This window comes from Pseudomonas putida (genome assembly GCA_041071465.1).
Taxonomy (GTDB): Bacteria; Pseudomonadota; Gammaproteobacteria; order Pseudomonadales; family Pseudomonadaceae; genus Aquipseudomonas; species Aquipseudomonas putida_P.
This window is the reverse complement of record CP163498.1, coordinates 2374140-2387253: the sequence shown is the minus strand read 5'-3', so window position 1 is coordinate 2387253 and position 13114 is coordinate 2374140. Positions and strand designations below refer to the sequence as shown.

Sequence of the window (13114 nt, the reverse complement as noted above, 5' to 3'; positions counted from 1 at the left end):
CGCCTGTACCGACCTCTTCGCGGGCAAGCACGCTCCACAAGTACAGGTTCAGTCCGCTTCGCCAGCCGGCTCTTTGTGCATCGTCTGCACCTCAGCCCCGCGCCAGCGCCGCACCGACTTCTGGAAGAACTGGCTATTGGGCACCTGCACCAAGGCCCCACCCGCTTCGGGCATTTCCAGCAGGGTGGTAAACAGCAGGTTGATGGCGATCACCCGGCCTTTCACGCCCGGCTTGTCCAGGGTGTCGACCAGTTCGACCACATCACCGATGCGAAACGGCCCGACCGTGAAGATCAGCACCGCGCACAGCAGGTTGGACAGCACGCTCCACATGGCGAAAAAGGCCACCGCCGCCACCGCGACAAAGCCGGACAATGCCGTCCACAGCACGGTCGCCGAAACACCCAGGCGCTCCAGCACGAACAGCAGTGCGCTGCCCATGATCAGCCAGCGCAGGCCGCCACGCACCGGGACCAGCAGTTCTGGCGGCAGCGGGTAACGCTGGCCCAGGCGGCTCAACCCGCGAGCAACGATGCGCTGCAGGAGGAAGGCTGCCACCAGGATCAACAGAATCTGCAAGCCCAGCCAGAAGGTGTCCATCCATTGTCCTGGCAGCAGCGACCGCAGTTCTTCCATCAGGACAACGCCTCGAGCTCGGCCTGCATGCTTTCGAGGGTTTCCAGCGCTTCCATCCAGGCCTCTTCCAGCTCACCTTCGCGTTGCTTGAGCTTGGTCTGGCGCGCCAGCAGGTCACGCAATTCGTCCTTGCGCGCCGCTTCGTAGAGGCCACCATCACCCAGCGCGGTCTCGATCTCGGCCAATTGCACGTGCACCTGGTTGAGCTCGGTTTCCAGCTTGTCGGCAGCCTTCTTGTGCGGTGCCAGTTGCTGGCGCAAGGCTGCGGCAGCCTGACGCTGGGCTTTCTTGTCGGTCTTGTCCGGGTTGACCGGGGCGGTACTGGCCGGCGCGCTGCGCTGGCGGTACTCAACCAGCCAGCGGCTGTAATCATCCAGGTCACCGTCGAAGGTATCGACCTTGCCGTCGGCCACCAGCAGGAAGTCGTCGGTGGTGCTCTTGAGCAAATGCCGGTCGTGGGACACCACCACCACGGCACCGGCAAACTCCTGCAGGGCCATGGTCAGCGCCAGGCGCATTTCCAGGTCGAGGTGGTTGGTCGGTTCGTCAAGCAGCAGCAGGTTTGGCCGTTCCCAGGCGATCAGCGCCAACGCCAGGCGGGCCTTTTCACCACCGGAGAAGTTCACCACTGGCTCGTCGCAACGGGCACCATGGAAGTCGAAGCCGCCAAGGAAGTCGCGCAGGGTCTGCTCACGCTCGGTGGGGGCGATGCGCTGCAGGTGCAGCAGCGGGCTGGCCTTGTCATCCAGCGAGTCCAGCTGGTGCTGGGCGAAGTAGCCTACCGCAAGGTTTTCGCCACGGACCAAACGGCCCGACAAAGGCTCCAGCTCACCGGCGAGGTTCTTGATCAGGGTGGACTTGCCGGCACCGTTGGGGCCGAGCAGGCCAATACGAGCACCCGGGGTGAGCTGCAGCTTGACCTTTTCAAGGATGGCCTTGTCGCCATAGCCAAGGCAGCCTTCGGACAGGCTCAGCAACGGGCTGGAAATTTTCTGCGATTCGCGGAAGACAAAGTCGAACGGCGAATCGACATGCGCCGCCGACAACTCCTCCATGCGCTCAAGGGCCTTGATCCGGCTTTGCGCCTGGCGGGCCTTGGTGGCCTGAGCCTTGAAGCGGGCGATGTACTTTTCCATGTGCGCGCGCTGCGCCTGCTGCTTTTCGTAGGCCTGCTGCTGCTGCGCCAGGCGTTCGGCACGGGTGCGCTCGAAGGCGGTGTAGCCGCCTTTGTACAGGTTCAACTTGCGCTGCTCGACGTGCAGCACATGGTCGACCACGGCATCGAGGAAGTCACGGTCGTGGGAGATCAGCAACAGCGTACCGGGGTAGCCCTTGAGCCAGTCTTCCAGCCACAGGATGGCGTCCAGGTCGAGGTGGTTGGTGGGTTCGTCGAGCAACAGCAGGTCGGACGGGCACATCAGTGCCTGGGCCAGGTTCAGGCGCATCCGCCAGCCACCGGAGAAGTCGCCGACGCGGCGGTCCATCTGTTCGTTGGTGAAGCCCAGGCCGGCCAGCAACTTGCGCGCGCGGGCGTCGGCGGTGTAGCCGTCGGCGCTTTCCAGTTCACTGTGCAGGCGCGCCAGGGCGGTGCCGTCGTGGGCCTGCTCGGCCGCGGCCAGTTCGGCTTGGACCTTGCGCAGGCGCACGTCGCCGTCGAGCACATAGTCCACGGCCAGGCGGTCGAGGGTGTCGACCTCCTGGCGCATATGGGCGATGCGCCAGTCACCGGGCAGTTGGCAGTCACCGGCATCGGGCGACAGCTCACCGCGCAGCAGGGCGAACAGGCTGGATTTTCCGGCGCCGTTGGCGCCGATCAGGCCGGCCTTGTGACCGGCGTGCAGGGTCATCTCGGCGCCTTCTAGCAAGCGCTGCGGACCACGCTGTAAAGTGAGGTTGGATAGTCTGATCATGATGGTCGCGGAGTCTACCAGCTTCCTCGGCCCATAGCGCGAGTGGAACCATGCACAACGACCTGTGGAGTTACGCCCTGGCCCTGTATGCCAGGCCTGGCGTGGAAGCCGCGTGCCTTGAGCTGCAAGCGCAAGGTAGCGATGTCTGCCTGCTGTTGTGCGCAACCTGGCTGCAGGCACGTGGCGTGGTCATGCTGGACGAGCGCGCGCAAGCGCTGCAGGAAGTTGTCGAGCCCTGGCAGCGTGAAGTGGTGGCCCCGTTACGCAGCCTGCGCCAACAATGGCGGGCGGCAGCGTCGCATGATGCGCAACTGGCTGCGTTGCGTGAGCAGGTGAAGGGGTTGGAGTTGCAGGCAGAAAAAACGTTGCTGGAGCGCTTGCAGGAACGCTCGCGACAGTGGCCCGGGGGCTCCCATGAGCCCTCGGACGACTGGCTGGCCCGGCTGGCGCCGGCCCCTGCCCGCACCACGACGCGCTGGATCAACTGCGCGTCGCGGCGGCTGCGCTTCAGGACGCCGAAGACGGCGCCTGAGCCGGGGTGCTGGCGGGTGTCGACGCGGCTGCCGAAGTGGCCGGGGTCGCCGAGTTGGTTGTAACGGCCGGGGTGCTGCCGGCTGGCGTAGCGGGTTTGGCTTCGGCTGGCTTGCTGGCAACAGGCTTGGCGGCTGGCTTGCTGGCAACAGGCTTGGCGGCTGGCTTGGTGGCTGTGCGTGCAGGTGCCTTGGCGGTAGCTGGCTTGGCAGCTGGGGCTTTGGCGGCGGGCTTGGCTGCAGGTTTGGCAGCAGCAGTCACTTTGGCAGCTGGCTTGGCTGCAGGTTTGGCGGCAGCGGTCGCTTTGGCGGCGGGCTTGGCTGCAGGTTTGGCAGCAGCGGTCGCTTTGGCGGCGGGCTTGGCTGCAGGTTTGGCGGCAGCGGTCGCTTTGGCGGCTGGCTTGGCTGCAGGTTTGGCGGCAGCCGTCGCTTTGGCGGCGGGTTTGGCTGCAGGTTTAGCAGCAGCGGTCGCTTTGGCGGCGGGTTTGGCTGCAGGTTTGGCAGCAGCGGTCGCTTTGGCGGCGGGCTTGGCTGCAGGTTTGGCAGCAGCAGTCGCTTTGGCGGCGGGCTTGGCTGCAGGTTTCGCAGCAGCGGTCGCTTTGACGGCTGGCTTGGCCGCAGGTTTGGCAGCAGTAGTCGCTTTGGCAGCGGGCTTGGCCGCAGGTTTGGTAGCACGCAGGTCAAGAGCCTTGGCTGCGGCTTCGCGAACTTTACCTACACCTTGGGCCAGTTTGAGGCTGTCCTGGGCGTCGCGCTTGAGTTGCTGAATGTAAGAACGAGTCTGGGTTTGACGTTCCTTGAGGGCGTCGAGCAACTGTTCAAGTTCGCCAATGGCTTTTTGCGCCTTGGTTTGCGCCTTGGCTTTACCCGCCTTGGCCGCGTCTTGCAGTTTCAGGCGACCGTTGTGCAGTTTTTCCTGCGCCTTGCCACGCTGTTTTTCCAACTTGGCCAACAGTTTTTCCGCATCAGCCAGCGCTTGCGAGCAGGCTTCTTCCAAGTGTTCGAGCAAGCTGCCCGAAAGTTGCTGGAGCAGGTGTAACGGCGTACTTACTGGCTTCTTTTTGGCCGACATGGTTTACCTCCTGGCTGACGAGATTGCGGCTCATACTATGCTTCTGCTGCTACCGCCGCTAGGGCATGTTGACCGTAATATTTACGCCGCGTTGCATGCCTGGGCAAAGTTGTTATCTTGCAGCTGCGTGAAAGTGTAGTTGCTGAATTAATCACTGCTGGTATTTGGGAGTCAGGCGTTGCCTCGATATCTTGTTTTAGGTTTATGCCTGCTGGCCCCAATCGCCTTGGCCGACAGCGACGACCATGACCTGGCCTACAGCCTGGGCGCCAGCCTGGGTGAGCGGCTGCGTCAGGAGATGCCGGGCTTGCAGCTGGATGCACTGGTCGAAGGCCTGAAGCAGTCCTATCAGGGGCAACCCCTCAAGCTCGACAAGGCACGCATGCAGGCGGTGCTCCAGCAGCATGAAGCGCAGGAAGGTGACGCCTCGGTGCAAAAGCTGCAGGCCGCAGAAACACGCTTCATGGCCAACGAGCGTGGGCGTTACGGGGTACACGAACTAGCGGAAGGTGTGCTCTACAGCGAACTGCAAGTAGGTACGGGTGCGCAGCCAAAAGCAGGCGGCAAGGTGCAGGTGCGTTATGTGGGCAGGTTGCCTGATGGTTCGGTGTTCGACCAGAACCAGACGCCCCAGTGGTTCAACCTGGATTCTGTAATCGAGGGCTGGCAGGTGGCCTTGCCGAAGATGCACGCGGGCGCCAAATGGCGCCTGGTGATTCCTTCAGCGCAAGCCTATGGCGCCGAGGGGGCGGGTGATTTGATTGCCCCCTACACCCCCCTGGTGTTCGAGATCGAACTGCTGGCGGTTGGCGACTGACGCCAACCTTCAGGCCTGCACCGCGCCTTCTTCCTTGTGCGCGTTGTGCAGCACTTCGATAAGGCAGTCCTCAAGTTCGAAACGCTCATGCAACAGCCCGCCCAACTTGGCCAGCTTCTCGGCAAAGCGCTCGGTGTCCTTGCACTCACCCTTGGCGCAATGGTCATTGAAGGCCAGTGCGATCTGTGTGCTGTCGTTGATCCGTGGGTTGATTTCTTCGGCCAGCTTCAGCGCCTTCTCGTCCCCGAAAGCCTTGGCCTCGCTGGCCAATTGCTCGCAGACTTCGAAGTGCCACGCCGAAACGTAATCGACCAGGAGCGCGCAAAAGTCCCCGTTGGTGTCCTTGTCGGCAAAGGCTGGCTTCACATCGCGCAGGGCGCGAAAAGCCTGCACCAGTTCCTGGCGCTCCTCCAGCCAACGGTCGATCAGCTTGTGAACCCCACCCCAGCGTTCCTGGGCGTTCTGACAACTATCGAGCATGGCGATCTCTTCCCTTCTGGGTAGATGCCGCTGCACCTCGCACCACGACCGCGCAGCACAAAGGTGTCATCAGCAGGACGGCATCGAGCAGTTGTGTTTTCGGTATGCGTGCTGGGAGATTATTCCCGCGCGTGCTGGCCTTCAAGGTACGCAGCACACAAAGTTCATACAAGTGTTTAATACCCTGTTATATCGCCATTGGTCGCGCTAATGGCGCAACCTTGCGCCAAGTCATGTTCTTGCCAGGGTGCGGAAACGATACGCCAGCAGGCAACTCAAGGGCAGCACCGCCAGCAGCAGGAAGGCCAACAGGCTCCACTCCGGCAGTGTCAGGTCGAGAAAGCTCCAGGTAAGCGAGCTGCAATCGGGCCCCCCCAGCAACAGTTGCCGCGCCGCCTCGGCCCAGGATTGCTCGAACACCCGCCCGATGGGCGCCGGGCACATATGGATGACCCCATGAGCACCCTGCAACCAGACATGCCGCGCGGCCAGCACCGCGCCGGCCAGCGAGCAGCCCAGCGCCACCCGCGCATAACGAAGGGTGCCCCGCGTGCCCGGTGCCTGCAGCACCGCCGCGAGGCACAGCAGCGCGTAAAGGCCAAGCAGTAACCGCTGGCTGAAGCACAAGGGGCAAGGCACCAACCCCAGTGTGTTTTCCAGGTGGAATGAAACAACCAGTACCGCCATTGCAGCCAGGCAGGCAGGAAGAAAAAGGGTGCGCAAATGGGCCGGAAGCATGGGCTGGGTAAGTCCCGGGGAGATGTTGTGGTTTGAAACGGTAGAGGAAAGACACGCTTTGTTTCAAGGCACGACAGCAGCGACAAGTCGCTGAATCGCGTAGGAAATTTCCAGCGATGGAGTGGGAAGCGCCGGAAGGAATGGACTACGGATCTAACTGACAGCAATCGATAAATTACCCGCTCCCGAAGCCCGCACCTTGGCGCGGGCCTTGGGGTGGGTCAGGCGCGTACGCCTTCGGGCAAAGGCAGCGCCAGCAGGCGTTCGTCCAGCAGGCCAAGGCCCTCCTGGAACAGCTGGTTGCTGCGCTCGGTCTCGCCCAGCCCCGCGAGCAAGCGAGCCAGCTCGGCACAGGCCTCGGGGTTGCGCTCCATGCGCAGGCTGCTTTCCAGGTAATCACGCGCCTTGCCCCACAGGCGGTTCTGCAGGCTCAGACGGCCCAAGGTCAGCAGCAGGCTGGCGTCTTGCGGGTGGGCCTTGAGCCAACCTTCTGCGGTTTGCAGCTGACGCGCCGGATCATCACCGCGCACCAAGCCATAAAGGCGGGCCAGGTGGCTTTCGTATTCGCGCTTGAGGGCAGTGCGCAGCACGTGCTCGGCCTCGCTCTGGGCACCTACCTGGCGCAATTGCTCGGCGTACGCCAACACCAGCTGTGGCTCCTGGCGCTGGGCTGCGGTCAGCTGTTGCCAGGCGCGCTCCAGGGCCTGACGTGCAGTTTGCGCGTCCTCGCCACGGGTGGTGGCCAGGCTCAGGTTCTGGCCCCAGGCACGCTGCTCCAGGGCGGCCAGCTCGGCGGGCGGCAACACCTTGCCCTTGCGCAGGTCGGGCAGCAGGCGGATAAGTGCGGACCAGTCGCCGCGCTCCAGGTACAGGCGTTGCAGCAGGCGCAACACCTGGCTGTTGTGCGGGTGGCGCTCCTGCATGGCCAGCAGGGTTTCCAGAGCCCCATCGGTTTCACCACGGTCCATCTGCAACTGGGCATGGGTCAGGGCAATGGCCAGTTCCGCTTGCGGCTGGCGCTCCAAGGCACGCTCCAGCAGGTTGTCGCTGTCTTCGGTGCGGCCTTGCTCGTTGGCAGCACGCGCGGCACCGAGGTAATACAGCAGCGGTTGGCGCTCGGCCTCGGCGGCGCGGTGCAGGTGACGCTGAGCGCTGGCCCAGCGACCCTCGGCGAGATCGAGCTGGCCCTGCTCGATGGCTACGCGGATGCGCCGGCTGCGGTTACGCCGCGACCACGGGTTGACCACACCGCTGGAGGTCAGCACCAGGCCGACCAGGTAGCGCAACAGCCACAACAGCGCGACCACGGCCAGCAAGCCGGCCAGGGCCGCCCACAGCCCCGATTGATAGCGGAAACCACCATAGGAAATCAGCACGTAACCGCTGTGCTTGGCGACTGCGATGCCCAGCGCGGCGGCAACCACGATTGCCAGCACGGCCAGCAGGTAGACACGCTTCATGGCTTGCCCCCTTCAGCCTCGGCCGGCAGATGACGCCGCTGAATGTAGGCCTGCACTGCCGCCAGGCTTTCGCTGAGGTCGGGGGTAACCACGGACACGGGCTGATCGGCCAACGCATTGAGGCTGTCGAGCATGGCCTTGCTTTGCGGGTTGTCGGCGTTGAAGTTCGCCAGCAGCACGCTGCGGGCATCATCCAGCGCCTGTGTGTAGACCTTGGCGTCACCATTGAGCGCCGCCCACTGGGCCTGTTCGATGGTCAGGCTCAGGGCCAGGCGCAGCTGGTTCAGCTGCTGCCCGGCCAGCAGTGGCCGCACGTTTTCATCGGCGTTGAAGTCGATCTGGAAGTACTTGGAAATTTCTGCCCACCACTGCGACAGCCGGCTGGCACCATCACCATCGGCGGTCAGGGCGCCAAGCGCATCGGCATTGGTGTCGAATTCGGGCGACTGGGCGCTTAGCTGCTGTACCAGCTCACGCTGTGCTGCCAGTTTCAGGAACAGGCCAGTACGGTCCGGTTGCTGGGTGCTGCCGAGCGTGGCCAGGCTGCGTGCCAGTTGCTCCCGGGCGGCGAAAGCACCCGGGTCGCTCTGCTCGCGCAGAATTTCGTCGGCGCCTTCGACCAAGGCTTTGGCACTGGTGATGTCCTGCAAGGCCGAAAGGCGCAGGGTAGCCAGGCGCAAGAGGTGCTCGGCTTCTGCCAGGCGCCACTCCTTGCGGCTTTCTCCCAGCACGGTTTCCAGGCGCTGGCTGAGGCGCTGCTGGTCGCCCTGCAATTGCGCCACCAGGCGTCGGCGGTCTTCCAGCTCGCTGGCTGCAGGCAAGCTGGCCAGTTGCGCGCTGATCTGCTGTTCGCGCTGCTGCAGGGCTTCGGCGCGCTGGGTCAGCGCCTCGATGTGCTGGCCCTGGTTGAACTCGCTGCCTTGCAGTTGACGCACCTGCCAGACACCCCAGCCACCTACCGCCACCCCGGCCGCGCCAAGCAACAGGGCCAGCGCTGCCAGGCCACTGCCGGAGCGCTTGGCAGGTGGGGCGGTAACGGGTTCCGCCGGCGTCTGTGCCGACGGCTGATCGTTATTGGACAAGACAGTCTCGCTCACGTATCCATCCTTTGCATGGGGGCGCATCGCGTACAGCTTAGCGCCTTAAGAGGCAGGTGCAGCGCTACGCTGCACGGCTGCCAGCAAGGCCGTGGCACTGGCGCCACGGCAATCCACAACCTGTTGGGCCCCGGCGGCCCTGGCCTGCTCGGCGACCCGTGGGCTGGGCACGAACAGCGGCAGGCGTGCCAGCTGCGGCCAATCCGCACCGGCCAGCTGCTGCAAATGTTCAAAACCCTGCCCACTGCTGACCACCAGGCCATTGAGGCGTTCCGCTTCGATGCGGCGCATCAGCGTACCCGCCGGGTATACCGGCAGGCAGCGACGATACAGTTCCAGATATTCGACACTAGCACCTTGCTCTGCAAGACGCTCTGCCAGCAGTTCGCGACCTCCGACGCCGCGAACGATCAACACACGCGGTGCCGGCGCGGCAACTGCCTGGCGCAGGGCCGGCAGCGCCAGCAAGGCTTCGCTGTCATCGCCACGCGGCGGAGCGCTCACCTCCAACCCCGCCCCCTGCAGCACCGCAGCGGTTGCCTCGCCCACCGTGAACCAGCCTTGGCGTGGCGGCTGAAGGCTGGCCTTGGCCAGTTGCTCAAGCAACAGGCGGGCGGCCGGCTTGCTAACCACGATGATTGCCTGGAAGCCGTGCAGGCCTTCCAGTAACAATCGCTGCGGGGTCTCTAACGTAACGGGCTCAATCGCCAGCAGTGGCAGGCAACTGCTGCCCACGCCCTCCTCCGCCAGGCTTTGCGCCAGTGCCGCGCAGTCCTCGGCAGGCCGGGTCAGCAACAGGCGCCATTGGCTCACGGGTGGCCGGCCTCGCCATAGACTTCCTTGAGGATGGCCTCGGCGCCCTGGCTCAGTAAGTCCTCGGCTACCTGTACGCCCAAGGTTTCGGCAGCAGTGCGAGGGGCGCGGGCATCGGCCACCAGCAGCGTTCCGCCACTCGGCTGGCCGACCAGGCCACGCAGCCACAGCTGGTCGCCTTCAAGCACCGCATAGCAGGCGATCGGCACCTGGCAGCCGCCATTCAGGTGCTTGTTCAGGGCACGTTCGGCCACCACCCGGTCGGCGGTATCGGCATGGTGCAGTGGCGCCAGCAATGCATGAGTCTCAACGTCGGCACTGCGGCACTCGATACCCACGGCGCCCTGGCCGCCAGCCGGCAGGCTGTCATCGACGCTGATGGTGAAGGTGATGCGGTCTTCGAAGCCCAGACGGATCAGGCCTGCGGCGGCGAGGATGATGGCGTCGTACTCGCCGGCATCCAGCTTGGCCAGGCGGGTGTTGACGTTGCCCCGCAGAAAGCGGATTTGCAGGTCTGGCCGGCGCGCCAGCAGCTGGGCCTGGCGGCGCAGGCTGGAGGTGCCGACGATGCTGCCGGCAGGTAGTGCTTCGAGGCTGTCGAACGTATTGGAAACGAAGGCGTCACGCGGGTCTTCACGCTCGCAGATGCAGTACAGGCCCAGGCCTTCGGGGAAGTCCATTGGCACGTCCTTCATCGAATGCACGGCGATGTCGGCTTCGTTGTCCAGCAGGGCGGTTTCCAGCTCCTTGACGAACAGGCCTTTGCCGCCGATTTTCGCCAGCGGCGCGTCGAGTAGCTTGTCACCACGGCTGACCATGGGCACCAAGGTCACCAGCAGACCCGGGTGAGCCTGCTCGAGACGGGCTTTGACGTATTCGGCCTGCCACAGGGCCAAGGCACTTTTACGGGTGGCAATGCGGATTTCGCGAGTGGACATGGAACGCCCCGATCCAGAGAAATACCACCGATGATAACAGCATCGCCGGTATCGCTTGCAGATACGGATCAACAGGTCATGTGCGGCTTTGTGTGAAAGCGGCCTTGCGGCCCTTTCGCGACACAAGGCCGCTCCCACAAGGGCAGAACCAGGCCACAGGTTTGCGCAGACGGCCTCAGAGCGTCTGCATCATCTTGCGCACCCCAGCCACATGCCGGCGGCTGACGGTCAGGGCGTCGCCGTCCAGGCCTTTCAGGTACAGCTGAAAGTGCCCCAGCGGGGTTCGCTGCAGGCGTTCGATGCGCTCGCGGGCGACCAACGCATTGCGGTGGATGCGCACGAAGCGTTCGCCAAACTCGTCTTCCAGGGCCTTGAGTGGCTCATCGAGCAGTACTTCCCCGGCTTCGTGGCGCAAGGTCACGTACTTGTGGTCGGCGATGAAATAGATCACCTGGGGTATAGGGATCAATTCGATGCCTTTACGTGTACGGGCACTGATGTGGCTGCGTGGGCCACCACCTTCGTTGGCTGGCCGGGTAAGCGCCGCCAATTGGGCACGGTTGGGTTTTTCGGCCTTGCGCAAGGCATCGCGCAACGCCTGGGGCTGGAAAGGCTTGGTCACATGGCTGAGGGTACTGTCCTTGAATGCCTCGGCACCGTATTCATCGTCCCCGGTGCAAAACACCACCGCCGGCGGCGCCTCGCGTTCGCACAGGCGAGCGGCGACCTGCAGGCCATCCAGGCCTGGCATGCCGATGTCCAGCAGGACCACATCGGGCTTGAGGCTTTCGATCAGCGCCAGGGCCTCCTCGCCGTTGGTGGCGCTGGGCTCCAGCACGGTGTAACCCTCCAGTTCGCCGAGCAGCCGGGTGAGGCGTTCACGGCCTTGGGGTTCGTCATCAACGATCAGGACATTCATAATTGCGCTGGATTCCTGAATGAGTCTCGCACAGGTATAGCGTAGACAGGTGTGGTTCGAGCGACACTGCGGTCACGCTCTAGACCGGTGCGATGGCCAAAGATTCACTCGGACGGCAGATTCACCGCCAGTCCCTTGTCCAACTGTAGACGGTCCGTGGAACACTGCCGTTCATTCCTTAAAATCCTTCTCTGCCATTTTCCGGGCATTTCTCTCGACCGGCGCCCTGCGGCAGCCAGCCCAACCCTGCTATTATCGGCGCCACTTTTTCGTTCACGCCTGCAATGAGTGAATCCATGAGCACCGACAAGACCAATCAGTCCTGGGGCGGCCGCTTCAGTGAGCCCGTCGACGCCTTCGTCGCCCGTTTCACCGCCTCGGTCGATTTCGACAAGCGCCTGTACCGCCACGACATCATGGGTTCGATCGCCCATGCCACCATGCTGGCGCAGGTCGGCGTGCTCAGCGATGCCGAGCGCGACACCATCATCGATGGCCTGAAAACCATCCAGGGCGAGATCGAAGCCGGTAACTTCGACTGGCGCGTCGACCTCGAAGACGTGCACATGAACATCGAAGCACGCCTGACCGACCGCATCGGCATCACCGGTAAGAAGCTGCACACAGGCCGTAGCCGCAACGACCAGGTGGCCACCGACATCCGCCTGTGGCTGCGCGACGAAATCGACCTGATCCTGGCCGAAATAACCCGCCTGCAGCAGGGCCTGCTGGAGCAGGCCGAGCGCGAAGCCGAAACCATCATGCCCGGCTTCACTCACCTGCAAACCGCGCAGCCGGTCACCTTCGGCCACCACCTGCTGGCCTGGTTCGAAATGCTCAGCCGCGACTACGAGCGCCTGGTCGACTGCCGCAAGCGCGCCAATCGCATGCCACTGGGCAGCGCGGCGTTGGCTGGCACCACCTACCCGATCGACCGCGAGCTCACCTGCAAGCTGCTGGGCTTCGAAGCCGTGGCCGGCAACTCGCTGGACGGCGTGTCGGACCGTGACTTCGCCATCGAATTCTGCGCTGCTGCCAGCGTGGCGATGATGCACCTGTCGCGCTTCTCCGAAGAGCTGGTGCTGTGGACCAGCGCGCAGTTCCAGTTCATCGACCTGCCCGACCGCTTCTGCACCGGCAGCTCGATCATGCCGCAGAAAAAGAACCCGGACGTGCCAGAGCTGGTGCGCGGCAAGACCGGCCGCGTGTTTGGCGCTTTGACCGGCCTGCTGACCCTGATGAAAGGCCAGCCGTTGGCCTACAACAAGGACAACCAGGAAGACAAGGAACCGCTGTTCGACGCCGCCGACACCCTGCGCGACTCGCTGCGTGCCTTTGCCGACATGATCCCGGCGATCAAGCCCAAGCACGCCATCATGCGTGAAGCGGCCCTGCGCGGCTTCTCCACCGCCACCGACCTGGCCGACTACCTGGTACGCCGTGGCCTGCCGTTCCGTGACTGCCACGAAATCGTTGGCCACGCGGTGAAGTATGGTGTGGACACCGGCAAGGACCTGGCCGAGATGAGCCTGGACGAACTGCGCCAGTTCAGCGACCAGATCGAGCAAGACGTGTTTGCCGTGCTCACTCTGGAAGGCTCGGTGAATGCCCGTAACCACATTGGTGGTACGGCGCCAGCGCAAGTGCGTGCGGCGGTGGTTCGCGGCAAGGCGCTGCTGGCTTCGCGCTGATCAGAGCCTGGGG

At 64.0% G+C, this 13114-nt stretch carries 12 protein-coding genes and 1 pseudogene; 3 read left to right on the top strand and 10 right to left on the bottom strand.

The features are described 5' to 3' along the window. Nucleotides 1-48: 48 nt before the first annotated feature. Entirely contained in the window at nt 49-636 is a 588-nt protein-coding gene (locus AB5975_11035) for a mechanosensitive ion channel domain-containing protein (protein XDR22290.1), read from the bottom strand. After that, nucleotides 636-2546 (bottom strand): ATP-binding cassette domain-containing protein, encoded by a 1911-nt coding sequence (locus tag AB5975_11030; protein ID XDR22289.1) that lies wholly within the window; start codon nt 2544-2546, stop codon nt 636-638. The genes AB5975_11035 and AB5975_11030 overlap by 1 nt, the downstream gene beginning before the upstream one ends. 50 nt (nt 2547-2596) lie before the next feature. Here AB5975_11030 and AB5975_11025 point away from each other — a divergent pair. Then, nucleotides 2597-3078, top strand: a pseudogene (locus tag AB5975_11025) (TIGR02444 family protein). Here AB5975_11025 and AB5975_11020 read toward each other — a convergent pair. Beyond that, a complete protein-coding gene (locus AB5975_11020; protein ID XDR22288.1) occupies nt 3054-4148 on the bottom strand; it encodes an AlgP family protein in 1095 nt (364 codons plus the stop codon). The pseudogene AB5975_11025 and the gene AB5975_11020 overlap by 25 nt on opposite strands. 178 nt (nt 4149-4326) lie before the next feature. Between AB5975_11020 and AB5975_11015 the strand changes: the two genes are divergently transcribed. Continuing rightward, nucleotides 4327-4965, top strand: a complete 639-nt coding sequence (locus AB5975_11015) for an FKBP-type peptidyl-prolyl cis-trans isomerase (protein XDR22287.1) — start codon at nt 4327-4329, stop codon at nt 4963-4965. A 9-nt stretch (nt 4966-4974) separates the two neighbouring features. Here AB5975_11015 and AB5975_11010 read toward each other — a convergent pair whose 3' ends face one another. From AB5975_11010 to AB5975_10980, 7 genes are all read right to left on the bottom strand, one after another. Further along, a complete protein-coding gene (locus tag AB5975_11010; GenBank protein XDR22286.1) occupies nt 4975-5445 on the bottom strand; it encodes an Rsd/AlgQ family anti-sigma factor in 471 nt (156 codons plus the stop codon). 231 nt (nt 5446-5676) lie between these two features. Continuing rightward, the gene (locus AB5975_11005) at nt 5677-6183 is read right to left on the bottom strand and encodes a disulfide bond formation protein B (GenBank protein XDR22285.1); all 507 of its coding nucleotides are present in this window, start codon (nt 6181-6183) and stop codon (nt 5677-5679) included. Between the two features lie 221 nt (nt 6184-6404). After that, complete coding sequence (locus AB5975_11000) at nt 6405-7643, bottom strand: heme biosynthesis protein HemY (protein ID XDR22284.1); 1239 nt, start codon at nt 7641-7643, stop codon at nt 6405-6407. After that, nucleotides 7640-8740: a uroporphyrinogen-III C-methyltransferase gene (locus AB5975_10995; GenBank protein XDR22283.1), complete on the bottom strand. Its 1101-nt coding sequence runs from the start codon at nt 8738-8740 to the stop codon at nt 7640-7642. The genes AB5975_11000 and AB5975_10995 overlap by 4 nt, the downstream gene beginning before the upstream one ends. Before the next feature lie 45 nt (nt 8741-8785). Beyond that, the gene (locus AB5975_10990; GenBank protein ID XDR22282.1) at nt 8786-9553 is read right to left on the bottom strand and encodes a uroporphyrinogen-III synthase; all 768 of its coding nucleotides are present in this window, start codon (nt 9551-9553) and stop codon (nt 8786-8788) included. After that, nucleotides 9550-10491: a hydroxymethylbilane synthase gene (gene hemC / locus AB5975_10985; GenBank protein XDR22281.1), complete on the bottom strand. Its 942-nt coding sequence runs from the start codon at nt 10489-10491 to the stop codon at nt 9550-9552. The genes AB5975_10990 and hemC overlap by 4 nt, the downstream gene beginning before the upstream one ends. Nucleotides 10492-10666: 175 nt before the next feature. Further along, nucleotides 10667-11410: a LytR/AlgR family response regulator transcription factor gene (locus AB5975_10980; GenBank protein XDR22280.1), complete on the bottom strand. Its 744-nt coding sequence runs from the start codon at nt 11408-11410 to the stop codon at nt 10667-10669. 296 nt (nt 11411-11706) lie between these two features. Between AB5975_10980 and argH the strand changes: the two genes are divergently transcribed. Beyond that, nucleotides 11707-13101, top strand: a complete 1395-nt coding sequence (gene argH / locus AB5975_10975) for an argininosuccinate lyase (GenBank protein XDR22279.1) — start codon at nt 11707-11709, stop codon at nt 13099-13101. Nucleotides 13102-13114 lie beyond the last annotated feature (13 nt).